The sequence below is a fragment of the Natrarchaeobius chitinivorans genome (genome assembly GCF_003841505.1).
Classification (GTDB): Archaea; Halobacteriota; Halobacteria; order Halobacteriales; family Natrialbaceae; genus Natrarchaeobius; species Natrarchaeobius chitinivorans.
Genome location: NZ_REGA01000031.1, coordinates 1 through 25221 on the forward strand (window position 1 = coordinate 1; position 25221 = coordinate 25221).

The 25221-nt window shown below is 54.0% G+C and carries 19 protein-coding genes and 8 pseudogenes; 18 read left to right on the forward strand and 9 right to left on the reverse strand.

Annotated features, from left to right (window positions below):
- Positions 1–187 (reverse strand): annotated as a pseudogene (locus tag EA473_RS21060) (IS6 family transposase); the annotation flags it as partial.
- 103 nt (positions 188–290) lie between these two features.
- On the opposite strand from EA473_RS21060, the gene EA473_RS21065 reads away from it, so the two are divergent.
- Both EA473_RS21065 and EA473_RS21070 read left to right on the forward strand, forming a co-directional pair.
- Entirely contained in the window at positions 291–1040 is a 750-nt protein-coding gene (locus EA473_RS21065) for a hypothetical protein (protein ID WP_124197588.1), read from the forward strand.
- Positions 1033–1896, forward strand: a complete 864-nt coding sequence (locus EA473_RS21070) for a hypothetical protein (protein ID WP_124197589.1) — start codon at positions 1033–1035, stop codon at positions 1894–1896. Before EA473_RS21065 ends, EA473_RS21070 begins: the two co-directional genes overlap by 8 nt.
- Before the next feature lie 385 nt (positions 1897–2281).
- On the opposite strand, the gene EA473_RS21075 is transcribed toward EA473_RS21070, so the two are convergent.
- Positions 2282–3511, reverse strand: a complete 1230-nt coding sequence (locus tag EA473_RS21075) for a sulfatase-like hydrolase/transferase (RefSeq protein ID WP_124197590.1) — start codon at positions 3509–3511, stop codon at positions 2282–2284.
- A 126-nt stretch (positions 3512–3637) separates the two neighbouring features.
- On the opposite strand from EA473_RS21075, the pseudogene EA473_RS22930 reads away from it, so the two are divergent.
- The 8 genes and pseudogenes from EA473_RS22930 to EA473_RS21110 all read left to right on the forward strand — a co-directional run.
- Positions 3638–3830, forward strand: a pseudogene (locus EA473_RS22930) (IS5/IS1182 family transposase); the annotation flags it as partial.
- A 48-nt stretch (positions 3831–3878) separates the two neighbouring features.
- The gene (locus tag EA473_RS22610; RefSeq protein WP_207890228.1) at positions 3879–4211 is read left to right on the forward strand and encodes a helix-turn-helix domain-containing protein; all 333 of its coding nucleotides are present in this window, start codon (positions 3879–3881) and stop codon (positions 4209–4211) included.
- 15 nt (positions 4212–4226) lie between these two features.
- A pseudogene (locus tag EA473_RS23305) lies at positions 4227–4430 on the forward strand (helix-turn-helix domain-containing protein); the annotation flags it as partial.
- A complete protein-coding gene (locus EA473_RS21090; RefSeq protein WP_243645334.1) occupies positions 4426–4779 on the forward strand; it encodes a transposase in 354 nt (117 codons plus the stop codon). The pseudogene EA473_RS23305 and the gene EA473_RS21090, both read left to right, overlap by 5 nt.
- Positions 4780–4906: 127 nt before the next feature.
- A pseudogene (locus EA473_RS21095) lies at positions 4907–5428 on the forward strand (transposase); the annotation flags it as partial.
- A gap of 111 nt (positions 5429–5539) precedes the next feature.
- Positions 5540–5632, forward strand: a pseudogene (locus tag EA473_RS21100) (IS5/IS1182 family transposase); the annotation flags it as partial.
- Positions 5633–5999: 367 nt separating this feature from the next.
- Positions 6000–7466 (forward strand): hypothetical protein, encoded by a 1467-nt coding sequence (locus EA473_RS21105; RefSeq protein WP_124197592.1) that lies wholly within the window; start codon positions 6000–6002, stop codon positions 7464–7466.
- Between the two features lie 543 nt (positions 7467–8009).
- On the forward strand, positions 8010–9161 hold the full coding sequence (locus EA473_RS21110; protein WP_124197593.1) for a sulfatase-like hydrolase/transferase: 1152 nt from the start codon (positions 8010–8012) through the stop codon (positions 9159–9161).
- A 54-nt stretch (positions 9162–9215) separates the two neighbouring features.
- On the opposite strand, the gene EA473_RS21115 is transcribed toward EA473_RS21110, so the two are convergent.
- The 4 genes from EA473_RS21115 to EA473_RS21130 all read right to left on the reverse strand — a co-directional run bounded on the left by EA473_RS21115 (position 9216) and on the right by EA473_RS21130 (position 12961).
- Entirely contained in the window at positions 9216–10253 is a 1038-nt protein-coding gene (locus EA473_RS21115; protein WP_124197594.1) for a glycosyltransferase family 4 protein, read from the reverse strand.
- A gap of 25 nt (positions 10254–10278) precedes the next feature.
- Positions 10279–11367: a glycosyltransferase family 4 protein gene (locus EA473_RS21120; protein WP_124197595.1), complete on the reverse strand. Its 1089-nt coding sequence runs from the start codon at positions 11365–11367 to the stop codon at positions 10279–10281.
- 3 nt (positions 11368–11370) lie between these two features.
- A complete protein-coding gene (locus tag EA473_RS21125; protein WP_124197596.1) occupies positions 11371–12633 on the reverse strand; it encodes a sulfatase in 1263 nt (420 codons plus the stop codon).
- Positions 12634–12724: 91 nt separating this feature from the next.
- Positions 12725–12961 (reverse strand): MarR family transcriptional regulator, encoded by a 237-nt coding sequence (locus EA473_RS21130; protein ID WP_124197597.1) that lies wholly within the window; start codon positions 12959–12961, stop codon positions 12725–12727.
- 346 nt (positions 12962–13307) lie between these two features.
- Here EA473_RS21130 and EA473_RS21135 point away from each other — a divergent pair, with 346 nt between their 5' ends.
- Together EA473_RS21135 and EA473_RS21140 are read left to right on the forward strand one after the other, a co-directional pair.
- Complete coding sequence (locus EA473_RS21135; protein ID WP_124197598.1) at positions 13308–14279, forward strand: endonuclease I; 972 nt, start codon at positions 13308–13310, stop codon at positions 14277–14279.
- An 83-nt stretch (positions 14280–14362) separates the two neighbouring features.
- Positions 14363–15499, forward strand: a complete 1137-nt coding sequence (locus EA473_RS21140) for a glycosyltransferase family 4 protein (RefSeq protein WP_124197599.1) — start codon at positions 14363–14365, stop codon at positions 15497–15499.
- Positions 15500–15531: 32 nt separating this feature from the next.
- On the opposite strand, the gene aglF is transcribed toward EA473_RS21140, so the two are convergent.
- A complete protein-coding gene (gene aglF / locus EA473_RS21145; RefSeq protein ID WP_124197600.1) occupies positions 15532–16272 on the reverse strand; it encodes a UTP--glucose-1-phosphate uridylyltransferase AglF in 741 nt (246 codons plus the stop codon).
- Positions 16273–16332: 60 nt separating this feature from the next.
- Here aglF and EA473_RS21150 point away from each other — a divergent pair.
- Positions 16333–17332: pseudogene (locus EA473_RS21150) on the forward strand (transposase).
- Between the two features lie 409 nt (positions 17333–17741).
- Positions 17742–18362 carry a metal-dependent hydrolase gene (locus EA473_RS21155; RefSeq protein ID WP_243645333.1) on the forward strand — a complete coding sequence of 207 codons (621 nt, stop codon included), beginning with the start codon at positions 17742–17744 and terminating at the stop codon, positions 18360–18362.
- 416 nt (positions 18363–18778) lie between these two features.
- Here the strand turns inward: EA473_RS21155 and EA473_RS21160 are convergent, their stop codons facing one another.
- Complete coding sequence (locus EA473_RS21160; RefSeq protein WP_124197601.1) at positions 18779–19030, reverse strand: transcriptional regulator; 252 nt, start codon at positions 19028–19030, stop codon at positions 18779–18781.
- Between the two features lie 244 nt (positions 19031–19274).
- Here EA473_RS21160 and EA473_RS21165 point away from each other — a divergent pair, with 244 nt between their 5' ends.
- From EA473_RS21165 to EA473_RS22935, 4 genes and pseudogenes are all read left to right on the forward strand, one after another.
- On the forward strand, positions 19275–19820 hold the full coding sequence (locus EA473_RS21165; RefSeq protein ID WP_124197602.1) for a hypothetical protein: 546 nt from the start codon (positions 19275–19277) through the stop codon (positions 19818–19820).
- Complete coding sequence (locus EA473_RS21170) at positions 19817–20527, forward strand: hypothetical protein (RefSeq protein ID WP_124197603.1); 711 nt, start codon at positions 19817–19819, stop codon at positions 20525–20527. The genes EA473_RS21165 and EA473_RS21170 overlap by 4 nt, the downstream gene beginning before the upstream one ends.
- A gap of 318 nt (positions 20528–20845) precedes the next feature.
- Positions 20846–24319: a hypothetical protein gene (locus tag EA473_RS21175; RefSeq protein ID WP_124197604.1), complete on the forward strand. Its 3474-nt coding sequence runs from the start codon at positions 20846–20848 to the stop codon at positions 24317–24319.
- A 134-nt stretch (positions 24320–24453) separates the two neighbouring features.
- A pseudogene (locus EA473_RS22935) lies at positions 24454–25050 on the forward strand (IS110 family transposase); the annotation flags it as partial.
- 26 nt (positions 25051–25076) lie between these two features.
- On the opposite strand, the pseudogene EA473_RS21185 reads toward EA473_RS22935, so the two are convergent.
- Positions 25077–25221: pseudogene (locus EA473_RS21185) on the reverse strand (IS630 family transposase); the annotation flags it as partial.

The following is a 25221-nucleotide window of genomic DNA, read 5'->3' on the forward strand; positions in this document are numbered from 1 at the left end:
TCCAAATTGCGCCGTGAGAACGGTCAACGCCGAGTAATTCGAGGACTGCAACGACCTCCCGAACCGACAATCCCATCGAATGCAGACGCACCGCGAACACCCTGACGGGTGTCGGGGTGCGCTCGTTCTCCCAAACCTCATCACAATCCACGTCTAAGGTCTCTCTGAGCAGGTTGGCGAGTTGCATTGGACACTTCTCGCCACCACCTGCTCGTTCCTCAAACTCTCATCTAGACAGTGCCATATATCGACAATGTTTAGTACTGAGAGTCGTTTAGACGAATAATAAGGTGACATTAGGGAATAACCCAGATGTGTGGAATTCATTACCTGATGGCTCTGCCGAAAAAGAATTATCTGGAATTGATTGGCTTAGCTTAATTCCACTGCAGAATCAACGTGTTTTGTTCTTATCGAACTCTAGTGCTGATGGCGCGATTGTTGCAGCACAAAGAGGAGCAAAAGTAATTTTTGTCACTTCGAATTCAGACCTGGCCGAGGAAATCAAATCCAATAACATTCTTGCTGACTCAGTTGAAATCCTTAGACTGGAAAACATATCTGATATTTATGAAGAAGAATTTCAGACAGTTATTGTTGCAGATGATATAGCTCGCGTGCTGCTGTCGGCAGATGACCAGTACATGCAATTGTATGATAAAATACGTTCTATTGTAACCAATGCAGATCGTTATGCAATACCCCGAACCCGGTCAATAATGCAAATCCTCCATTCGTTGCATAATAGCGACAGTAGTAGTCAATATTTACGGATTCACCGCAAGGTAAAACATGATCTCTTGTCAGATAATAATGACAATTTTGAAAAACAAATGCAATTGTATTATCTACTCCCTTCTCTTCTATCTCCATCGCTTATTATACCTGCGGGTGATGATAAGCTTGTTTACGAACAACTCATTCGAATGGACCTCACCTGGAAACAACAGGTTCTTGTCAGACTTTCTTATTTTCTGACAATTTTGGGGATGCTAAAGTACTTACTCCCCTACGACTTGCATATAATAGAAAATGACTGACGTTGTACATCGACTACGGGATAAACTCAATATTGGACGCGAAGCAAAAATTGTTATTTGCAGTGGTCAAATAGATAACTTAGTAACCGGTATAGTCTTCAAAGATAGATCTCCAACCCACGTTATTAATTATGGGCATTTGCCAGAATATAATGACAAAACCCGACATCTACATGAGAGTATTCGAACTGTTTACAACTTGACGGAGGAGTCACCGATCTATGGAACAACCCCGGAGCCTGTAGAACTTTTCATTCATGATGGACTACTCGTGTCTGTTCAAAGCTCCCTACCTGGGACCCCTGGTGTTGAATACATTCGATCTTTCCGAAAAAAGAAAAGAGTCAAAGAGCTTGTTCGAACCGCATTTGACTGGGCCAGTATATTTCACAACGAAAATAAAATAACTTCACCGGAATCTGTCCCTCCAAACGGATTTTGTCATATAAATAAAAGGATGTTAGACACTCTTAGAGGACCTATGCACAGAGATTTTGTCACTTCCAACATATTGATCCAAGATGATCATTGTCCACGTGTTATCGACTGGGAGGATTTCACCCGGGAAGGTTTTCCAATCGTTGATCTCTATCATCTGATTGTTGAGTGTTCAATCGGAGATACACTTAAAAAACGAATTGAAAATGCATTATATGTCGAAAATTGGTATACTGAGTTCTTATCTGAGATGTTTGAAATGTACGCCTCAGAACTTAATATTGAAATGAATGAAGTGAAAAAGAATGCAAATCTATTTTTAGTCAATCTCGAGTTTATGACCAGACAGCGTGGTGGACTTAATCGGATGCGATGGCTCAAAGATTACTCGATCCAAGAGAAACAAATTGTTTTTTAAGTGGTGATACCACCCGTTCTAGTTTAGCGCATTGAGGCACTCAGAGACGCCCAGCTAGGCTACTCTCCGTGGTAGCTTCTCCCCGATGAGAGCGCCTGCCGCGAGCGGAAGCGCTCTCTTGGGCCTGCTTACCCACCAAATTCTGTGGTACTCCTCAATAGTACATGCGTGGGCGCAACCACATCTCTGAACTAATCTCAAACAACTGTTCCATATCCACTGATTTCTGCAATTTCATCTCTCTCAATCGGCTTAGCCTGTAGAATCTAGTCGCTCAGCGTGAACTGGGCCGTTAAACCTCGGAAGTACAGCTATGAAACCCTCAATACCGATTCTAACCTGACGTCGTGAACTAGACCAGATGGTCCCAGAGGTAATATCAAATCTATTTATAACCGAGGTATTCTAATCGGTCCTCCAATTGCTCTTGTTCTCTTTCATCCAAACCAGGAATATCTCCTGACAAGGTTTCTACCGATGGGAGAGTAGTATTGTTGAGTAATTCAAACGCGTCATCTCCAACATCTCCAACTACTTTAGTGTCTCCTCTATTCTGAATTACATAACCTGTTTCTGTAGTCACTCGGAGTGATCCATTTGATTTTGACAAAATAGTTCGTGACTTAGGGTCAGTAAATGGCTGTGTGAAATCTGGCACATCTACATTCCAACTAAACCAATCAGTTAGACTTGCCAGAAGGTCACCATTCTGAACTGGATGTGCAAACTTCTCACCGCTGTATTCCATATTTGGATATTTGACTAATAATGGAACACTGATGAGTGAATCAATAGGATCAGCATCCCACTGATGAGAAAAAACGCCTTCGGAATATTTAAATATCCCTTTATCACCAAATCCTTCACCATGGTCTGACATAATAACAATCATCGATTCTTCATACTTGTTGGATTGTTTAAGTTGTTCGAAAAAGTCTACCAACTGCCGGTCGATGTATCTTATTAATTCACTATACATTCCAGTTAAAAAATCAATATCTCCCTTTTTCGGAGACTCATCAAGGAAGCGATCATTCATTTTTCTGATTTCATCGGGACGATATGAGACATCTAAATCTTTGTCAGCAACCTTCCACGGTGTAAATGAGTAATGAGAATCACTAAGATGAACCCAAAAAAGACCATTATTGGTATTCAAAGCTGAATTGAGTTTTGTTAGAATATCTTTGGCTGTGACCCCTGAATCGGGTGTGCCACTATCTATCTTATATTTTCGGTATATGTTTTTACCTATATTTTTCATTTTATGTAAGATTTGGTTATCATCACCGTCGGATAATTGGTCAGTAAAAACATCAAATCCACGACTATATCCTCGTTCTTCCCGTAGGTGTGGGTTATTGCTTATCGCCCAGCTGTGGCCAGTAAATGATTCAGCAACGGTTGGCGATTCTTTCGGGAGTGTACCATCCCCTGTCACCGGATACCCCGTATGAATACTCGGAAAAGAGAGAGGAGTTGCTACACCATTAGAATAGGCATCGGTGAACTGAGCGAAGTCTGTCTCAAATGCTTCCCAACATTCGGGGAAGCGCTCTTTATCAAAGTAATCTCGCCGAAGCGACTCGATCGTAATGAGAACAATGTTGGTCATAGCAAAACAAAAATGGCTATACTGTCAAGTAAAGATTTCGTTAATCACTCATCTGCTGTATTGAATAGCGATTAAATCCGCTGTTGTAACAGGTGTAGAGACAAAATAAAGAAAATCGAACTCGCTATAGAAACCGATATTCTCAATTTCGTTAAATAATGCTGAGACGTTAATCAGGATGTTGGGGAGACACCCAGGCGAGCCCGTCTGCTGGGTACACGTCGTTTTGCACTGCTTTCGGCTCGAAGAGGGCCATAGCTACCGTGAAACGCCGAACCGGCTGAAGTACATGTCTGAGGTTCGTGACGTACTTGGCATATAAGGATTAGCAGTCTGATTCATATTCACAGAGCACGTATTAGAGAGTATGACCGGTCAAGGAGACAAGTTAGTGGGAGTTAATCCAGAGCAGTTGCGCCAGCAACTGCGCCGGGAAACAAATCCGAAGGCGATCAAGCGCCTCACTGCTGCATTACTGTATACCGAAGACATGTCTCCGTATGAAATCGAGCGAGTCCTCGGATTTCCTGCCCAGACTGTCTACGACTGGCTTGATGTAGTCGCCGAGCGCGATCTGGCCGCGCTCGGCGACGCCCCTCGTGGTTCAAACGCAGCCAAGCTTACTCCAGATCAGTGGGAGCTCCTGACGGCGGTCCTGAACGCACCGCCGTCAGAAGCAGGATACGACGCTCCAGCATAGACACCTGAACTTGTTCACCACTACATCATCGAGACGTTCGGCGTAGAGTACTCGCTCGCGCACATGTACAGAGTGCTCAAGCGTGCCGGGCTGTCCAGGCAGACAGCCCGGCCACGCCACTACAAGGCAGATGCCGAGGAGCAACGACGGTTCCGTGAGGAATTGAAAAAGAAAGTGGCCAGAACTGAAGGACGCAGGCTACCGAATTGTCGTAATTGATCAACACAGCGAAGCAGTTCCTACTGTCCAGAAGCCTAGATGGTTCCCAGTCAATTCACGTCCAACGGTTCCAGTTTGCGGGAGTAGAAAGCGAGTGAATATGCTTGGCGCGGTCACCGACGACGGTGACCGCTTAGTCTGTCTCACTCCGAATCGCTTTACCGCAGAACTCTCGAAGTATTTTCTCCGGGCACTTCAGTACGAGTTTGGCGAGAAGCTGGCAGTCATTCTCGACAACGCACCGTACTTCATCGCAAAGGACCTCAAGAAGCAGGCCGAGGCTGACGGCCTGCTTCTGATTTACCTTCCGCCACACTCTCCTGAATTGAATCCACTGGAGCAGTGCTAGGAACAACTCAGGAAAAGACGGGCAAACCGACTTTTCTATCTGAGATAGATATTAAAAAATATCTGAAAACAGCTCTGCAGAAGCTCAATCCGTCCGAAGTGTATGGATTTGTTTGCTGATCCCTATAGATCAGGACGAGTTGCCGGATCACAGCACGATCTACAAGTCGTTCGATCGGCTGAAAATGTGGGTGTGGCGGGCGTTGCTGCGCGTTTCAGCGCAGCAACACCCACAGTCTGGACACGTGGTTCTCGACAGTACGTTCTTCGACCGACGCGCTGCTTCATCGTACTACCGTCAGCGATCTGGAAATAGCGTGGAGACGCTGAAAGTGACGACACTAACCGATATAGAGTCTCTTGCAGTTCTTGACGTCCATATCTCAGCCCGGTGGAAACACGATACGAAGACAGGGCCGCAGGTCGTCCGCCGGAACGCGGACGACCTGCTTTCCGTCGCTGCTGACAAAGCCTTCCACAACTGGCACACCAAATACGAGTTCTACGCCCTCGGTGTCGAACCACTGATCTTACAGCGTGGATCAAGGCCACTCACGATAGGGAACAACGCGCTTACCCGGACAAAAGGCTACGCTCAGCGCTGGATAGCCGAAACTTCGTACTCGACGGCGAAGCGCTCGCTCGGCGAGAGTGATCAGCGCAACAGCTGAACCCCTTGAGTGAGAGAGCAAACCACGTCCGAAAAGAGAAGATCCTGGGCGAGCTTTGGTGCTTGTTCAAAACTTATGCAGACCACTCATGCCGTGCGAGCGCTGGGCTGGTATCGACAGTTCCGTGAAATCGTCCCCATGTTCGCCATCATCAACATAGAAGAGCTCTGTGAGCCTCTCTAACCATCATTCAGCAGTTATTCAGCAAAGCATTATATAATACTCTAGAATCTAATTTCGGATTTATGAAAATAATATAAACCATCTATTCAGAAGAATATACTGAACCAAGACCAGAGATAGTGGAGAAGGAGTATTTCAAAGGTTCGATATTTTTAAGTCAACAGCGATAAACTCCTTGCTAATGGCTGGAGTAACTCAATCACATATAACTAAATTACTCGCTTTCACATGTTTTCTAAGTTGTGCGGGCATTGTTCTTGCTGCCCGGGTCCGACTTTCGTCTGCTCAACTCCCAATTGGATATATGCTAATCGCTACAGCTATCGTCTGTATTGGGTTATGCCAATACTACACTGCTGACGCCCGTGTGGTAGTCGTACTAAGTGTCGGACTTTCGGCCAGTATTCTGGCAGCAATATTAGCCCAATCGCCACATAAACTGATTGCGTATGACCCACATGCAACGCTATTCCATGTTCAATGGGTCCAAGAGAATGGGTCGATTTTACGAGACTGGGCGGGAACTCGTGGCGGTGTCCGTGGTCTAATTTATCCTGCATTCTATTCGCTTGTATCAATATGGGTGGCTGTGGTAAATCTTGAGCCCGAGTTTGCTACAGCGATCCTACCACTGTTTTTAATCCCGCTACTTCCACTCCTAGTATTCCTTGTTAGCAGATTTCGATGGGGAATTGTGAGCCTTATTGGTGTCATCCCAACATTCTATATTTTTTTTGCAGTGTTACCAACAGCGCAGATGTTCGCTATGCCGTTAGTGATTCTATTGTTTTTTATTACACGAAATATATATAGGAACCATAATCAACGGCGTTTCGGACTACTTTTTGTGATAATCTTATTCACTCTTGCACTAACACACTCATACACGGCTGTCGTGGCCGTTCTCGCGCTGTTCGGACTTGCTCTTTCACCTGGGCGTAAACTTACAACGGCATTGATAACTCCTATACTCTCAGGAGTGGTTGTGGTTGCTGTCTGGACAATTCAAGAGAAACCGTTTATGCTTAATCAGGTAACTGACTTGATTATCCTTCTTGCAACCGACTTCGAGACCGAAACCGTACCATCCCCTCCAGGATTTTCGTCCACACACCCTGCACAAATTGAAATTCTATTCTTTTCTCGATTCTTTCCAGATTGGATTGCGTTCAGTACCCGTGTTGCGTTTTTTATTCTACTTGGTATTATATTCCTGTTTACCGGAGGGATTGCTGTCGCAAAACTGGACGCCGATGTCTGGGACGATGAGATACGACTGTTCGGTTTCGGTGCAGCTGGTTCATTAGCCTTTTCATTCGCCGTCCCCAGTGTAAATTTCAACCGGTTTTGGGCACTCGCTATGCTTTTTACCCCACCGGCAATTGTAACGCTTCGACAACGTCTCACATTTGCAGCCAAACATGTTTTTGCTGCCTGCCTCATTATATTTGTAATTTCTCAGTCTCTTTACCTCGCCCCTGCTGTATTCTCTGATGAGATCAACTCAGAATCGTATACTGGAGTGGGAAGACCGGTTTACCACAGCGATAGCCAGTATGCAACTGCTGAGTTTACGAACCAGTATGAATTAGAGCCAATAGCATCGGATAGGAGAATGTATTTTATCGAACCGCGGTACCAACGTGATGTCGAATTAAAGGGCTCTTGTTATGTAGAGTCCTGCTCTGTTCCGACGGTTGTATGGATGGATACATATTCGGAAATGTGGATATCAGGGGGCTTGTATGGCGAATTCCCTGATGGGGAAAAACGGCTGAAATCAGACCGGAATGCAATTTACTCAAATAACGCAATATCTCTATATAGATACTGATACCAACCAAGAGCAGTGAAGAACAACCCCAGAGAGGATGGATATATTAGAACTTCGCTGAAATATCTGAACCATAACATGTTATGAATTTTATATTAGGTATATAGTATTTATTAATTTTTATATATAATTATGTGCGGTTTTGACGAAAACTCCGTTGGGAAACTGTAAGATACCCTCAACAACGTGGAAGGGAAATAGCCGACACAAGGATCTTGACCTCAATAGCGGTGCCACACAGACTAAACCAGCCGAGCTGACGTCATACAACGATGGACGACCTACGGTTAACCCACTCGGAATCCGGATTCACCCGCTTCATCCAGTATTACATGTTAGTAGACGAGTTACTCTGCCAGAATAGAAAAAGCGACTCCAGACGACCCTGGGACTGAAATTTTGGACATGAATAATTTGAGCCTTGCCGTTTCATCTATCTAATTCTAACGGACTAACTCGTTCTTGTCTGATGATACGCCAGAGCCCAACACTGTCAAATATGAAATAGTAACTAATAAATACTTACTGAATAATAAAACCAGTATGACCGAGTTCAGTAACGGTATTGATATTTCAAATGTGTATATTTTCATCTCTGATGCGCTTCGTTGGTCTGCATTGCCGGAATCAATCAGCAATAAAGGTGTCACGTTCAAAACTGTTTCAGCAGGCTGTGCGACTATGCGCTCTGTTTCCTCGATAGTTACGGGTCTTAATCCACCTCGTCACGGTGTTTCGTCGTGGACTGATCAACTAACAGAACCAACTCTGTTTGATCTGCCGAATCTAAATTCGGGATTTTATAATCCAGCTGCTGGGGAGGATGGCGGTCTGAATGTGGTTTTAGATCAGCAGAGCAAAAATACACTCGATACCATTGAACCGCCTTTTGTGTACTTAGAACGTGATCAGGGAGGCCATGCCCCATATGCTGATTACAGTTATGAAGAGATGCTTTCTGACATGGATCACACAAAACCAGTGATTTCTGACCATTACAATTCGATGATAAAGCAGTCTGTGGTTCGATTTGAAGAACGTCTTAGATTATTGGAGGATAGAGGGTTGCGTGAGGATACACTAATTATTTTCTTAAGCGATCATGGTGAACTTCTCGGTGAGTACGGACTTGTCTCACATTCTTCTCCCCCGGTCCCTGAACTTGTTTATGTCCCTACTGTGTTTATTCACCCGAAAATAGAAAGGAATAACAATGTGGACACAATTGGCCATATTGACCTCATGCCGACCATATCTGACTTACTTGATGTTCAGTTATCAAATCAATCTTTCGATGGGATTAATATTTTTGAAAAATCCCCTGGTCCACGGTACAATGATGCCATGTACTCAAGACCGATACTTCGCAAGGACCGAACGATCTATCATTCGAATGGGATTTGGGATGGTGAGGGGGGACATGTCTTTACAAGCAAAGGAAAACTCCTTACTCCACTTATCGGGCTAAAGAAGTCTCGCGGATGGAATCGGAAGTACTGGAAGACAAATCCGTCCGAAATACCGATGGCGATACGATGTTTTGCAAGCCCGTATCGTAAGTATGGAAATCCACAGACTACAAAAGATAAAGCCCTTAAGAAAATTAATACAATTCAAAATGAAAAAGGTTCATCGAAAGAAATCAAGCTGGACGACTCTGTTGAGGAGCAACTCAAGGATCTCGGCTACCGGTAAATATTGAAATTCAAATGTATGAATTGCTAATACAGAGCTTTTATTTTCAGCCTGCTAATTAAGACAGTCTATATTTAAACTTCGTTCAGCGACTTGTTCCCAAGTAAATCCATTTGCTACCATGGTGCAAGAGTTGTTGTCGACCTGTTTACAATGCATAACCCCTTGACTAATCGAATCACCGACGTATCCACAATCCGCATCGATCAATTCACTTGCACCACACCGATTAGTGGTCACGACAGGAGTTCCACAGGCGAGCGACTCGAGAACGATGTTCCCAAATGCCTCAAATTGTGCTGGGTGGATCGTGGCGAGAGCCCCGCTGTAGAGTTCAGCCAATCTGTCTTGGTTTACGCGGCCCAAACAACGGACGTTCTCAGGTAACTCAGTGCTGAGGTTTCCTGCGACGAAGACAGTTTTCGACGAGTGTTCGGCATATGATAATACCGAGGATAAGCCCTTCCGCTCGGAATCACCAACGAACAGCACGTACTCCTCGTCTGTGTTGACTTTCCGTGGATAGAAGATGTCGGTATCAACGCCGTTATATATTGTTGTGGAGGGAGTGTTGAAGCCGTAGTGTTTCTCCCAGCTCTTTCGACAAAGGTCGCTGTTGAAGATTGCATGATCAACGGCCCTGAGTGATCGTTTTTCGACCCACCGGCGTGTCGGATCAATGACCCAGTCGGCTACTTTTCGAATTCCCGCAAGATCATCCACGAAGAATTGGCGTTCCTCGCGCGGGCAATCGTGGTATTTTCCCACGGTGGGAATGGGTAATCCGTAGGGGAGCGGGGTGTGAACATACGCGATGTCGTACTGTTTGATGAATTCGTCGCTGATTTTTGTTTTGAGCACGAGCGGGAACTTCAGATGGTTCCCCTGTACACTTCCGTAGGGGATGGTCCGAACTTCAATGTCGTCGTGTACGAGGTCCATTGCGGACTCTTCGCTCTCTTTAGCTACGCCTGAGATGACAGTCACATCGTGACCAAGTTCACAAATTTCAGAATACAAATAGGCGAGGTGGTACGAAATACCGCCTAAGACGTGCGGCGGGAACTCCCGTGTGATGACGAGGACTTTCATTGTATAACAGTCTTCCCGGTCATATTCAACTCCGGTGCTCCGACGCCTTTGATAATACGTCGTACAGCGTCCTGCTAGATTTCTCCCAAGTATACGTTTGCGCGTGTTCCCGTCCCTTCTCGATGAGTTCTGTCCGGTACTCCTCGTCGGTAACTAGCTCAGTGATCGCGGCGGATATTTCCGCTGTTTCCGTTGGCTCTACCAGTATTGCGGCGTCACCCAGTACTTCGGGAAGTGCACTTTGGTCAGATCCGATTACAGGCGTACCGCAAGACATCGCTTCGAGTGGCGGGAGGCCAAATCCTTCGTACAGTGAGGGGTAGACGAAGGCATCAGCGTGAACATATGCGTATTTCAATTGCTCCTCCGTGACAAAGCCGAGTACACGCACGTCCTCGGTGTTGTCAACGCTGACCTCTTTAAAAATGGACTTGTTATCCGGCCCGATGATTACCAGTTTATGTGGGATCAAATCGTCCTTCTTGGCGACTTCGAAGGCGTGGATCACCCGCCGGATATTCTTTCGCGGATTCATCGATCCAACGAAGAGCAGGTACTTCTCTGGAAGGTCAACCGGATCACCTTCCCCAGCCGAAAGAAATAGTCGATCGATACCGTTGTAGACGACCGCAATCTTCGCTGGATCGATCTCTAAGTGGGTTAACATCTCTTCTTTCGAAAATTCCGATACCGTGACGATGGTGTCTGCGATCTTTGCCCCGTGGGGGACAGCCAGCCGACGGTAGAACTGATGTATCCCACTAGACAACCCTTTCTGGGCATTTACATCGTGGATACACATCACAATGGGACAGGCAATCCGAGTCGCAGGTGCGTTGCCGTTCGGACAGTACAGCACGTCCAGTTCGTGCTTTTTTACCAATTGTGGTAATGCAACTCGCTCCCAGACTAACCCGTATACCTGTGAATCTGAGACACAAAGCGAACTATCGACGGTCGTATCGGGATACAACCCTTTGAGGGAACTGTGTCCGAATAGGACAATCTCAGTGTCCGATCTATCAATAAGTTTTTGAGTGTGTTTGATCGAGGTTTGAACCGCTCCGCCTGGTTTATCAACTGTGAACGTTCGAGCGTTGATCCCGATTTTCATTGGTTATTTGTATCCGAGTGCGTCCAACCGTCGCTCAACCTCTTGCTCAACGTCATCCGACTCCGCGACGTCCTCGCTGTTCTCCCGTCGGACCCGTTCCTCGACGTGGGCTTCCAGTTCGTCCCGGAGCGATCGGGACGAACACTCACCAAACTCGATCCCGCCGGTCTCCCGATCGCGTTCACAGAAACAGGCTCCCGAACGCGTTCGCGAGGCATACCGGCGAAGGTGGCTGTCGTCCTTTTCACCACGGGCCTGCATGAAGACGGTGCGGTCCTCGTTGTCAAGACCCAGCAGCGATTGACCCTCATCATCTGCGTCAGCCCCGATTGCTGCTGAAATCGTTGCAGCTACGTCCAGCGTGCTTGTGGGTGTCTCGACGACCTCGTCGGCCCCGCCGGGCGGTCGAACGAGCAGGGGTACCTTGGTGATCTCGTCATGCAGATACCGCGGATGTTCGTAGTAGCCGTGTTCGCCGAATGCATCGCCATGGTCAGCAGTAACGATGATCAGTGATTGTTCGAACAACTCACGATCGCGAAGGGCATCGAAGAACGCACCGAGTTTCTCGTCGTTGTACCGGATTTCGGCGTCGTAGAGATCGATCAACAGCTCCTGTTCATCGTCAGAGATCGAGTCGGGATGCTTGATTGCGCGCCGGTAGAGCGACTGTGCGTCCCGCCCGGACAACCCTTCGTCGTGATACAGGGTTTCGTACTCGCCAGGCGGTTCGTACGGGCCGTGGGTGTCCATATAGTGATTCCAGAGGAAGAACGGCTGCTCGTCGTCCAGCGAATCGATCCAGTCGAGCGATCGCTCGTTGATCTCGTCGGCACGAGCGTAGTGGCGATTGCGCAGTTTGTCCAGCGCACGCTGGGCCAGCGCGATCAATTTGTGTTTCCCAAAATGAAGGTCATCGTCGAACTCATCGAACCCCTGGTCGAAACTGTACGCTCGAGAGACGAACGGGTTTGAGTGAAAGCCTCCGGTTGCGAATCCGTGTTCGGAGAGCGCCGACGCAATCGTATCGGTTGCGAGCTGGTAGTCAGGCCCGATCGCTGTATCTGGATATTCGCCGGTTAGAAGCGCGGGAACTGCCTCTCGGGTATGCGAACTTGCGCTGTAAGCGTTCTCGAACCGGATCGACTCCTGCGCCAACTCGTCGAGCACCGGCGACGTGTCTCGATGGTAGCCGTACGAGGAGAGGTGGTCCGCACGGAGCGCGTCGGCGGAGAGGAGAATAATATTTCTTGGATCCTCACTCATCGAGTTGATACAACACGTGAACTGATAAAGGTGTTACGTGAGTGGAGAGAACGGTAATCGAATTGGCAGTTCCGCCTTGGAATTGAATGTCTTACGCGTCTCGCGGGTCAACCACGAATCGATACAGCCCGCGATTGACCTTCTCGATCCACCCCGCATCGACGAGTCCCTGTAATGCTCGGTTGATATACTGCCGTCGGATGTCGAGCCGCTGCTCCAGCCGTTTCGGGTTCGCATACCCCCACGGGTTCCCCTCCGCTTGACCCTCTTTGAGTACGTCGAGGATCGCTTTTTGTCGTTCGTCCGGCTCGAACTCCTCGTTGACCATCTTGCTCGGAGGTACCCGGCGGAGATATTTACCAATTCGGGACGGGTACACGAACGGCAACGATGTTCTTTTAGAAGTTACAAAGTAACTATTAAGTTCGTGTCGGCCCAATACTCGTTGAGAAGTGCGGGTCGCCTCAGAAGTGTGGCCGGTGCTGGAACACCGACACCCGTGCTTCGCCACCATGACGAAGCATGACTAACTTCAAAGACGAGCGGCAAGAGCCTGTCGAACAGCCAGACAATTGTGTGGGACCACCGCTAGCAGAGTGTTTAGTCTGTGGCGCAGTCGGCCTCCCGAAACGCATTCTGAATCACGACTGCCGTGTGTTTGATCGAGGGACCCAATGAGCGAGCGCTACGAGTGGCTCGACGAGCGGGTCGATGAACTCGCCGAACGCTACGAATCCGGGCAATCGCTCCGAGAGATCGCCGACGCCTTCGATGTGACACCGCCGACGATTCACAGCCGTCTTCGGGACCGCGGTGTCGAGATGCGAAACGGCGGCCCGACCCATCGGCAGTTGGCAGACCTCACTTCGGAACTACGCGAACAGTACGTGGAGGACGACTGTTCTATCCAAACGATCGCTGGTCGTTACGAGACCTCAGTCAGGGCGGTCCGGCACCACCTCGAAAACGCCGAAATCGACTGTCCCCAACGAAATCCGCGAACGACCGGTGTCGACTGGCGGCCCTTCCAGACCTCGGTGATCAAAGGTGAACTCCTTGGCGACGGCTGCCTCCACCGCCGTCGGCACGCCGAGTCGTGTTTCTTCCAACTGTCGACCACGACGAAAGCCCACGCGGATCGCCTCGCCTCGAAACTTTCGGCGGGACTCTTCCCGGACTCTCAACCGAATTCGGTCACGCGTCCGAATCAGTTCACAGAGGAGGACTACACGTGCTGGACCGTCAGCTCTCGACCACAACCGTATCTCGATCGACTGTACGACTCGTGGTACGAGGTCCGCGACGAACATAACCGCAAACGAGTCCCGGATGACTTCAGACTCGATTACACGGCACTCCTCCACTGGTATTGGGGAGACGGGAACTGCTCGATCCGTGAACGGGGAGCGCCTCGTGTGTCTTTCGCGACGCACGGGTTTGCCGAACTGGGCGTGCGGCATCTCCAATCCGAACTCGACGCGATGGGCTACGACAATTACGCTGTTGACCAGCAGGAGGTCGACGATGGTTCAGGTCTGTATATCCGACTCCGTGACTACGATGCGCGTACCTTCCTAAATGACCTCCGGCGAGTGACCACGCTTCCGCAGTACGACCGGAAATTCCCCGTCCCGATCGACGACTGAGAGGAGATCACGCAACCCTCCTCTCACAGTTACACGAAGCGGAGTGTTCAAGCGTCGTCCAACGAACATACGAGTATCGGTAGATGAATATCTGCTATGTCAGCAACGTGGTTTATCCGTACATAACCGGCGGTGCTGAAAAACGAATCCACGAGATCGGGACCCGCCTTGCCGCCGACGGACATGACGTAACCGTCTACGGCCGGCAGTTCTGGGACGGCCCGCAGGTAATGGGGTACGAAGGCACCACACTCTACGGTGTCGCACCCGCCGAAGAGCTCTACGCCGACGATCGCCGGTCAATAACTGAAGCAATCGACTTCTCTGCCCGGTTACTGCCACACCTCCGGAAGAATATCGACAACCACGACGTCGTCGTCGCGTCCCTCTTTCCCTATTTCCCCGTCCTCGCCTCGAGACTCACCACTCTCGGAACAAACACCCCACTGATCACGACCTGGCACGAGGTCTGGCTCGAGCACTGGGACGAGTATCTCGGACGACTCGCGCCGTTCGGTAAAGCCGTCGAACGCCTCACCGCCAAAACGCCGCACTATCCGATCGCCGTCTCGAGCGTCACGGCCGATCGGCTCACGAAGATCGGGCCGGAACGGGAGAAAATCGAAGTCGTGCCGAACGGAATCGATATCGACCAGATCGAAACGACTCGGCCCGTCGACGATGGGTTCACCGTCCTGTACGCCGGCCGACTCATCGAGAACAAGAACGTCGATCTCTTGCTCGAGGCGTTCGATCGTGTCGCCAACGCATACCCAAACGCCACACTGGGAATCATCGGCGACGGCCCAGAGTACGATGCTCTCGAGCGACAAGCCACAAATCTAGACCACGCCAACCGCGTGACGATGCTCGGATTTCTCGAGGAGTACGACGACGTCCTCGCACACATGCGCGCGGCGGACGTCTTCGCCTCGCCTTCGACACGGGAGGGGTTCGGCATCACGTTCGCTGAAGCGATGGCAGCGGACTGTACGGTCATCGCCGCGGACCATCCAGAGTCGGCCGCTTCGGAAGTGATCGGGGACGCCGGGTTCCTTCCATCGCCGACCGTCGAAGACGTTGCCGCGGCGCTCGAGTGCGTCTTAGACGGCAAACGGCCCTCGACCAATCCGACAAGCCGGGTACAGCAGTTCGACTGGGATACCGTCGCCGAGCAGGCCGAACAGTGCTATCAGCGAGCGATCGATAGTACGTGGTAGGCCACAGGAGAACAAAAGCACCTACAGCAGGGTTAATCGGATGGTGCTTCGATCGTCGCGTCAGCGTCTTGCAACCGCCGTTCGGCCTCGTCACGGTCCTCGGGGTATCCGACGTCGATCCGCCATCCCTCTAATCCAATTGCATCGATAGTCCGCCCACTCTGAATCAACAGGTCGATCGCCTCGCTGATCTCGTACTCGCCGCGATCGGAGGGTTGCACGAGATGACACGCGTGAAAGATCGCCGGCGTGAACGTGTAGAAGCCGGTCATCACCAAATTAGAGGGGGGATCGTCGGGTTTCTCGACGACGTCGGTGATCTCGCCGTACTTGTTCGTATCGCAGACGCCGTAACGCGACGCTTCCTCCCAGGGCACTTCCTCGACGAGAAAGGCCGCATCGGCGCGTTCTTCTCGCTGTCGGCGGACGACGTCCTCGAGGTTCGCCTGAAAGACGTTATCGCCGAGGATCAGCATGAAATCGTCGTCGATGTGGTCTTCGACGGTGAGCAACGCGTGGGCGAGCCCCTGCTGTTCCCGCTGGTGGGTGTACGTGATCGGCACACCGCGATACTCGTCGCCGTAGTGATCGATGATCTTCTCTTTGAGGTAGCCGACGACGACGACGAGTTCGTCCGCACCGAGATCGACGAGTTGATCGAAACAGTGCGTCAGAATGGGTTGGCCAGTAATTTCGACCATTCCCTTGGGTTTGTCTTCCGTCAGCGGTCGAAGCCGCGTCCCTTCCCCCGCCGCGAGGACGACTGCTTGCATAGATATCAGGTAGGCGGTGGTGCAGAAGCCTTCACAAGGAAGTGGTAGGACGAGTTTGATGTGTCCAGCAGCAAAGCCGTCCTACCGGGTAACGATACGGTCGCACAGCTTTTCAAAGCTCTGGAGACAGAGACAACAGCACTTCTTAAGCCGCTTGATCTCTCGTTTCTCACAGACTACCCCGTGTTCGCCCCCGATTCGAGGGGGCGAACACGTGTACACGACCCCCCCAGAATTACTGAAAGGTGTCCTCCATTGCTTCTACCGCGATATCTACGGACTTCGGCCAATGGAGCGAGAGCTACGGAACGAAGATGTCTGGCGCCAATGTGGATTCGACCGACCACCGTCTCGGTGGACGCTCGATCGGTTCATCACTGACTTCGCAGTCGTTGCAGAAGAGGTGTTTATCGAGTTAGTCCACGATCTTGCCGAGCAAGTCCCGCTCGGCAAGCTCTTCCGAATCGATGGTACTGATATTCCGGTTAGTCAGCGTGATGAAGACGCTCAGTGGAACTACGATCACACTGACGATGACTTCTATTACGGCTATGGATGCTGTGTAGTGACCGCAGCAAACAACATTCCGATTGCAGCAGCGTTCACGTCCGGAAAGAAGGTTGACCAGGAGACGGCGATGCGCGTCACGCGTGACGCGCTCGCCGTTGAAACCCCACGGTGGATGGTTGGTGACTCCGAGTTTGACATGCTGAACTGGCACGACCACCTGCTGGCGCAGGCGGTCGTGCCGGTTGCACCGTACAATCCACGGAATACTGACGATCCGCTAGATATCGAATACCGGGTTGAAGACCGAATCAAAGAGTATAGCGAGACAGTCCGTCTTCGGCAGCGTCAGCTCGACGAAACGTATTCACAGCGATCGCGTGTTGAAACGGCGATCGGCGTCTGCAAGGATCTCGGCCTCGGATCCCCACGGGTCCGAGGCCGAGTCAGAGTCAAATCGCACGTCTTCCTTACTCTTTGCCTCCGGGTTGCCGTTGCGCTCACTAACCACCATCGAGGAAACGATGTCGCTAGCTCAACGATCACGCTATGAGAACTGTTCTGCACCACCGCCATCAGGTAATCAAATAGAACACAAAGCCTTTCTGGCTTTTGTGACTGGAGAGCCAGTAGAACGTCCAGTCCTCCCCGCGAGAGCATCCACCTGATTTCCACCGTTGCCAGTGGCTACACGGGAACCACGGCGGGGTGGGACTGAAAGGGGCTGGGTCGCTCGAGGTGCGAGACGACGTAAGCACTGGACTGAACGCAGTGAAGGAAGCGCGCAGCGAGTCGCAGCCCTCGAGCGGCCCAGGGGCTTTCTGGACGTCGCTGACCGACTCGTCTTCAGGACTCTCAGTTACTCGGCTGGGTACTTGAGTCCACTCACGTTCAACTCGGCCTCGAGATATCGATTTCCGAAGGCGTGGAGAGACCAGTACCAGTTACGTAATCCATTCGCTTTGCGTTCTGAACCGATCGAATTTATCAACGTCGACGACTTACCACACGGCGTGTTCCCTCTCGGCCATCTCGCGTTCGCATATCTCTGCTTCATCGCGTACGCGGCTCTCACGCGCCGCCACCTCCCGGCCCGCTGGCCGCTGCTCCCGCTGGCGATCGGCAGCCAACTTCCCGACGTGATTGACAAGCCGCTGGCGTATTACGGCGTGCTCTCGAGCGGCCGGTCCGCGGGCCATTCGATCGTCGTTGCCGTCCTTCTCATTGGCCTCGTTAGCTGGGGTGCCCGCAAAATCCAGCGCCGAGACCCTGTCCACCCCTGGATAGCGCAACTCAGCGCCGTCACCCCGGCGGCGTTTGCCATTGGATACCTGTCGCATCTCGTCGGCGACAGCATCGGGCCCCTGCTCGCGGGCAACCATTCCGGCCTGAGCTTTCTCTTCTGGCCGTTCCTTCCCGGGCCACAATACTCCGGCGATAGCGTTGCACCCTGGGTGCGGCTCCTCGAGGTGTACCTGCAACCTCACACGCACCCGGAGCTTCCGCTGATTGCGGTCGGTGTGTTCGTGTTCGTCTCGCTACGGGTCTGGCACGCTCTCGGTTCGCAATCCACGGGCGACTGATCACTGCTGACGTGCGGCTATCGCGCTACGCGACACTATTGCGGAAATTGGCGTTCGCCTCGCCGAGATGCAGGCCGTCCCGTGCCGGAGTCAGTCCGAGAGCGGAACCGTTGGAATGATTCCGCGGATCTGGTTCTGTGTGGGGACATAGTGCCATTCGTTGTTCTAAAACTGGGTAAGGCCCTCGAAACGGAATCCTCCGGGTTGACGTTGTTGCTGTCGTGATAGTCAGCCATCGCTGCCCTCGTCGAGTGCATCCTCCGGTAGTAGAGCTCGGCGGGGATCCGGACAACGGTAGCTCGCCGTCGGTGTCAGTCTCGACGATCTCAGCGTCGATTGCGCTGATCGTGATGGGATGAGAGAGCATGCGGGCCTCGTAGCGGCGTCCGGACTGTTTGCCTCTGCAGATCGGGACGTTACGCATCGCTGTTCTCGTTGGGGAGCATCCAGAGACGGGCGTTCGCGATTTTTTGGCTTTCGACGTCGCCCTCGTCTTTGAGTTCCCGAAGTCGTTTATACGCGAGTTCGTAGGAGCATCCGACGTGATCGGCAACATCCTGAGTGCCGGCAAGTCCGTCTTCAGCTTCTAGTGCATCGAAAAAGTCCTCTCGGGCGTACTTCGAGCGGAAACGCCCTTTTTCGTCGTGCTTCGGGTCGTCGTCGGGCATTACCGACGCGTTTGGTCCCATTACTGGTAATTGTACTGGGAGACCGTTAAATTCACCGGTAACGGTGAAGACATTGATGACTCATGTAATGTCGAAAGTCTCGAAATCATCCGTATACGTATCTTTATACCGTTACAGGTAATAGTAACGGAGTGGGACAGGGGTCCCTTTGGGGCGTGACTATCGCAGGAAACGCCCGGGTGCTGGAACACCCGGACCGGCTGTCTCAGGAAGGAGATCAGCCATGACTACCTACGTAAGCGATCATAAAGTCGCTTCCGACTGGGGTATCGACGCGCGCGACGTCCGCGCGCTTACCGAGCACATGACCGTCTGCGAGCACGTCGGTCCCGCTCGTGACACCGCCGACCGGTATCTCGTCGTCTCCGAAAGCGGGAGCGAATACGTCGTAGACATCTGTGACGAACGTTGCGACTGCCCGGATGCCACATACAACCTTCCGACGGAAGACGGTCGGAAGACGTGCAAGCATGTCGCCGCTGCAGCGTTCTGCACAGGAAAGCGACAGATCCCTGTACCCGTGGATCGTGAGAAGATCAACCCCCAACTTCTCACCGCGGAACACGTCAATGGCAGTCCGCGGTTCGTCGAAGCGGTCGTGGGTGACGAAAATCTCGATCCATCGGCCGGCGGAGACCGGCACGCGATCACCGACGGTGGCCGCAACCGGCCCGCAGACTGTTGTTGTCCGGGTGCGCTCCCCTGTTGCTCCTGCTGGGACGTGGGCTTCCGAAAACCGAACCCGGACACGGAGGTGACGGAAGAATGACGTGGATTATCCGCGATACCGAACGCGGAAACGAACGCGAAGTCGACAGTCGCATGGAAGCCGAAACGAGGAAGAACGACCTCGTTGCCCTCGGCGCCACACCTGGACGGATCGAGATCGTCCCGGCAAACCGCGACGAAGATGAGAGTGACACCGACGATGGGGACGACGGCACGCCTGAACGCGGTCCGACCCCTGACGCCGAGTGCGACATCCCCACTGCCGTTGAGAGTGATGGCGGGGCGGTCAACGGTATAGACACAGAAGAGACGAGTGACACCGACGGAGACATAGCGTCGCCCGAGGAGCTCGGATCCGACCTGGAAGCAATCGATCGGATCGGCGAGTCTCTCGAGACGGACCCCCTGCGTATCCTGCCGGCCCACATGGTCGATGAGATTGAGGGCCAGCCCGCGGTCAATAAACGCGGCTACGCGATGATCGCCGAACGGTACGGTATCGCAGTTTCGGCCACGATCGATCAGTATCCGTGGGAGAACGACGACGGCCGATGCGTCGCCTATGCGACGGCCACGACCGAGGACGACCGGCTGTACTCCGGATGGGCGACAGCGTGCGCCGACGACGGCGACATGGCCGACCAACTCATCGAATTGGCCGAGACGCGAGCGCTCAAGCGAGCCCTCTCGTGGGCCTCGGGCGTCGGGATCGTCTCCTATCAGGAACTCATGGGTGAGTTAGAATGACGGAACCGTGGCGATATCGCTGTCCAGAATGTGGCAGTGTGAGTCTCAGGCCGCGGATACGCGCCGGGGACTACCGCTGTCTATACTGCTCGTGCGTCGTCGACGCGGGCGATCGCATTGACAAACGGCGCGAGCACTCATGAGGATCGCGACCGCAATCCAGTTCGAGAAGGACCGGTCTCGGCGAGGTCCCATTGACGTCGCAGGGCCCACACTAACTGCCACACTGTCCACTGTCAGTCCATCCACCGCTGCTCTCGAGCGCAAATTACCAGATGTCGACCGAGTTCGACTCGCGGCCGACGGAGGGACGTGGTAATGTGCGATTCGTGTGGCCGGCGCGATCACAGCGCCGTGTTCGCTGACCTCTATCTCGAGGCTCGCTTCGAACGCGGGACCGCCGACACCGAAGCAGTTCCCCGCGAGGAGCTCGCCCCTGTCTTCGATGCCCACGGCTGGGGAGAAGTCGTCCCTCACCTCGGTGGCGACGACTGGATCGTCTGGACACCGGACGGGTGTGAGATGCCGTTGTACATCTACACCCCAACGCTTGTCGAGGATACCACCACCGAGCGCGACCGATTCGCCGCCCTGCTGGCCACTGCAGGTGTCGGAACCGAACGGTTCATCGAAGTGCTCGACGGCCAGAAAGCGAGCTTCGACACGGACAACCGCCGCGAGCCCGCCGATCCGGAGCTCGCCGGTAACTACGGCGTGAAGGGCGGGTGTGGTGGCAACGGTGAGGGGGGCCGCTGGTTGGTCGCTATCGACGTCGACGATTACGAGGAAGCCACGGAGAACCACGACCAGATCGAGAAACTCCACGCGGAGACGCTGGCCGTCGCAAGCGCCCACACGACCGTCGATCGACCCGGGCATCTGTACGTCGCTGTCGACGGTGATCCGACCGCCGTCGTCAATGACGTGCTCGGCCGACCGGTCGCGAACCCAGTAGCGTCGTTCGGCGAGATTCGGGTCGAAAACCAGTACTGTGTCGGCCCGGGTAGCGAGATCGTTTGCAACTGCGACCAGTGTACGCCCGCTGACGCCGACGTGCATCACGGAATCGGACGCTACGAACTCGCGACCGAGCAGCCGCCTGTCGTCTGGACTGAAAATGAGTTCCGCGAGTTCCTGCTCGCAGATCCGGCGATTCGCCGCGAGACTGCCGCAGTCGAGAAGTGCGCTGACCCGCGCGATTCGGTGGCCACGACCTCCACCTCTGGTTCCAGGAGGCCGAATGATGGCTCCAGCCGCCGCGACGAGACGCTCGATGACGACCCAAAGGAGCGATTCGACCGCGCGGCCAGTGTTGATCCGGCTGTTCGCGAGGCGCTTGAGCGGCTCGAGGATCCCGCCGATCGATCGAAAGCGGACGCGCTTTTCGCCAGCGCGATCGCTCCCTGGGTCGACCACGACGAGGACGCACTCCGTGGGCTCCTCGACGAACACGGGGCGAAGTGGCAGACACGACCCGACGAGAGCTACCGCGGGTCGATCGTCGACTACGCCCGTCGCACCGCCCAGCGCAAGGTAACGAGTGCGCTCCCGCTCGGGGCTCTCGAGGCACTGGAGCCCGCCGAGCAACGGCGATATCTCAAGACCCGCGGTGTCGACTGGCCGTCGAGTGCCGAGGTGACCGACCGAATCCGCGACGCCGTCCTCGAGACGATGGCCGACGAAGGATACAGGGTCGTCGAGGCGCCGACCGGCGCGAACAAAACCGGCATCGCAACGGAAACACCGTGGACCGACCTCGCCGACACCGTCACCGGTGGGCGGCCGGTCGTCCTCTTCTGCGAGACGACAGCTGCACGCGCCGAAGCGATCGATCGGGCCGAACAGGCGGGACTCGACCCGCTCGTCCTTCGTGGCCGAACCGAACTGTGTGCCGTCGCCGCCGGCGAGTACGACCCGGCGACCGTCGACGAAGACGATCCCGATGCGCCCGAGCCTATCGTGCTCGAGGGGCGGCCGGCCAGCGAATGGTTCGACACGATGTGCGACGAGCGCGGGATCGCGTTCAGCGTCGCTCACGCCGAAGCGGAGGACCTGCTTGCGCGCCAAGGCCGACAGTGCCCCTGCTGCGAGGGCGAGTCCCGCTGTGCCGCGACGGTCCAGTGGCCGTCCGACGGTCTCGTCGACGACGATGGCGTCCCCCGGTACGACCTCGTCATCGCGACCGACCCCTTCGCGTTCGTCCCGTCGCTCCGGACGAACACGAACATCATCCACGACGAACAACCAGACTACACCGAAGAGTTCGGGCTCGAGGAGGCCCGCCCCGAGACGATCACGCCGCGTGTCACCCGCGCGGTAACCGCGTTCCTCGGGCTCTCCCAGGCGGGCCCCGATACCTACGAAGAGCTCGTGACGCTCGCCCGCGAGTGTGCCGCCTGTGAGGCCGTCCCCTGGAACGAACACGCCGCGCCGGCCGAGACGCCCAGTGCCGACCTCGCAGAGCGATGGTTCGCCACGTTCGACGCGCTCGAGCACGAGCCGGCCCGGCAGTGGTACTTCGGTGATACACGAGCCCACACACTCGCGCCGGCGCTGGCGCGCGCGATCTGGAAGGCGATCGTGAATGGCGGGCGCAGCGGTAGCCCCGACAGCGGTCCGTTCGACCAGAATGGGCGCGCCAGTGCGACCGTCCGTCATGAGCCACCCCGGCTCGACAATGACAGCCGCGACGGAGACGGCTGGAACCGCACGTATGTGACCGTCGTCGTCGACGAGACGAACCAGATCCGGCGGGTCCGCAATGCACCCGACATGTCGACGGCGCGTGCGGTCGTCGGGCTCGACGCCCGCCCCACGGCGTGGCTGTGGCAGCGAAACGTGCATCCGGACCTGACCGTCGATCCAGTGCTCGAGCCCACTGAACGCCGTCACTGGCGCCGGTTCGAGCGCCGCCAGATCGGAGTCCAGGTCGGTGACGCGACCCGGCCGGCGGGAACAAATGGCCGATACTTCACCCCGCACCACGCCCGGGCCCTCCTCGAGACGCTGTGCGAGTACAGCGAGGACTTCCGGGCCGTTGGCTGTCCGTTAGCGTTCGAGGAACCGCTCCGCGAACTCATGCGCGATGCGGGTGTCCCCGACGACGACCTCGCGTCGCTGCACTACGGCGAGGAAAAGAGTCGCAACGAGTTCGCTGCCGAGGCGCTCGGGCTCGTTTACGGCTGTATCGACCCCGGCGACGACTATGTCCTCGACTGGCTTGCCGAGTGTGGGCTCGACGCGGCACCCGAACGGTCAGCCAGCGCGTGTGGCGACTGCAGCGGCGAGGGGTGTCACGCCTGCGACGGGACGGGGTACAGACGGGCCTACGGTCGTGGATTTGTTGGGCCCGACGCCGATCATGCTGTCGAGTTGCTCGAGAGCGTGCGGGCGACCCACGTCGCCCAGATGGTCGGGCGCTTTGGGCGCGATCTCGAGGCTGGGGAGTGGAACATCACCTTCGTCGCGACCGATGCCGTCCCGCCCGACCTCGTCGACTACCATGTCGAGGGCGTTGTCTCGGTTGCGACCGACCTCCAGCGAGAGATCATCACCGAACTCGAGACCCGGCCGAGTGCCACGACCCGGGAACTCGCTGCCGCCGTCGGCTGTGATAAGGAACACGTCCGACAGACGCTCGCCGACTACGAGTCGCGCGACGGGACTGGGGTTCGACGGGGACGGGGAATCGGCGAGCATGGCGCCGACGTCTGGCGGCGACGCTCGACTGGCTCTGACTTTATGAGAATCCTGTTTAAGCCCCTAGTCGGTGAACGAACGCGCAGGGGTTGAAGGAGACCGTCTTTCAACATGTGTCCTAGAACACGAGGCTCTGACTGGTCCCTTGCAAGAATCCGAAGGATTGGGCAAACAGCCCGTATAGGTGTCTATTCGGATCGTTCACCCGACCCCGGAGACATCAAACCATGTACATTGGAATGGATACGCATGACCGCTACTCACAGGTAGCGGTCATGCGTCAGGACGGCAGTCTTGTCGATGAATTCCGCCTCTCCCATGGCACCGAGCGCGCCGAACTCGAAGAGTTCGCGCGCGAGTATGCCGGGTCGGCGGTTGCCATCGAAGCAACTGGGCACTACCGCCCGATCTACGAAACGCTTGACGAGCACATGGACGTTACGCTCGTCAACCCGAGCAAAACACGTGTGATCGCCGATGCGAAGGTCAAAACCGATCGTGTTGACGCGAAGATGCTTGCGCATCTTCTGCGTGCAAACCTCGTCGCTGAAAGCTACGTTCCACCCAAGGATGTGCGCGAACGACGTGACCTCGTTCGCGCACGCAAGGCACTCGTCGAAGACCGAACTCGGGAGAAAAACCGTGTCCGAGCAGTTCTCAAGCGAACTGGTAACCAATACAGCCGCGAACTCTTCGGCCCGACCGGGCGTGAGTTCCTCGCGGAACTCACGCTCTCTGAGGTCGATCGAGCGGTTCTTGAGGCACATCTCGCGGTGATTGATACGCTAAACGAACAAATCACGAAGCTCGACGAGCGTATCGAAGACACCGCTGCTGCGCGTCATAATGATCAAGATAACTTTTGCAAATATGGACTGAGGAACTGGTCGATCCAGGACTTGGCGAATCCAAGTCGATCGGTGAGGGTGTTGAAGAGACGGCGAGCGAGAGTGCGGAACGCGCTCTCGCTCGCCACGACGATTGGCGAGGCATTG

What these genes read in the sequence shown, in the direction of transcription:
- EA473_RS21110 (WP_124197593.1), top strand. Translation starts at nt 8,010, where the DNA reads ATGACCGAGTTCAGTAACGGTATTGATATTTCAAATGTGTATATTTTC.
- EA473_RS21070 (WP_124197589.1), top strand. Translation starts at nt 1,033, where the DNA reads ATGACTGACGTTGTACATCGACTACGGGATAAACTCAATATTGGACGC.
- EA473_RS21140 (WP_124197599.1), top strand. Translation starts at nt 14,363, where the DNA reads ATGAATATCTGCTATGTCAGCAACGTGGTTTATCCGTACATAACCGGC.
- EA473_RS21130 (WP_124197597.1), bottom strand. Translation starts at nt 12,961, where the DNA reads ATGGTCAACGAGGAGTTCGAGCCGGACGAACGACAAAAAGCGATCCTC.
- EA473_RS21175 (WP_124197604.1), top strand. Translation starts at nt 20,846, where the DNA reads ATGTGCGATTCGTGTGGCCGGCGCGATCACAGCGCCGTGTTCGCTGAC.
- EA473_RS21135 (WP_124197598.1), top strand. Translation starts at nt 13,308, where the DNA reads ATGAGCGAGCGCTACGAGTGGCTCGACGAGCGGGTCGATGAACTCGCC.
- EA473_RS21075 (WP_124197590.1), bottom strand. Translation starts at nt 3,511, where the DNA reads ATGACCAACATTGTTCTCATTACGATCGAGTCGCTTCGGCGAGATTAC.
- EA473_RS21160 (WP_124197601.1), bottom strand. Translation starts at nt 19,030, where the DNA reads ATGCCCGACGACGACCCGAAGCACGACGAAAAAGGGCGTTTCCGCTCG.
- EA473_RS21115 (WP_124197594.1), bottom strand. Translation starts at nt 10,253, where the DNA reads ATGAAAGTCCTCGTCATCACACGGGAGTTCCCGCCGCACGTCTTAGGC.
- EA473_RS21120 (WP_124197595.1), bottom strand. Translation starts at nt 11,367, where the DNA reads ATGAAAATCGGGATCAACGCTCGAACGTTCACAGTTGATAAACCAGGC.
- EA473_RS22610 (WP_207890228.1), top strand. Translation starts at nt 3,879, where the DNA reads ATGACCGGTCAAGGAGACAAGTTAGTGGGAGTTAATCCAGAGCAGTTG.
- EA473_RS21170 (WP_124197603.1), top strand. Translation starts at nt 19,817, where the DNA reads ATGACGTGGATTATCCGCGATACCGAACGCGGAAACGAACGCGAAGTC.
- EA473_RS21125 (WP_124197596.1), bottom strand. Translation starts at nt 12,633, where the DNA reads ATGAGTGAGGATCCAAGAAATATTATTCTCCTCTCCGCCGACGCGCTC.
- EA473_RS21165 (WP_124197602.1), top strand. Translation starts at nt 19,275, where the DNA reads ATGACTACCTACGTAAGCGATCATAAAGTCGCTTCCGACTGGGGTATC.
- aglF (WP_124197600.1), bottom strand. Translation starts at nt 16,272, where the DNA reads ATGCAAGCAGTCGTCCTCGCGGCGGGGGAAGGGACGCGGCTTCGACCG.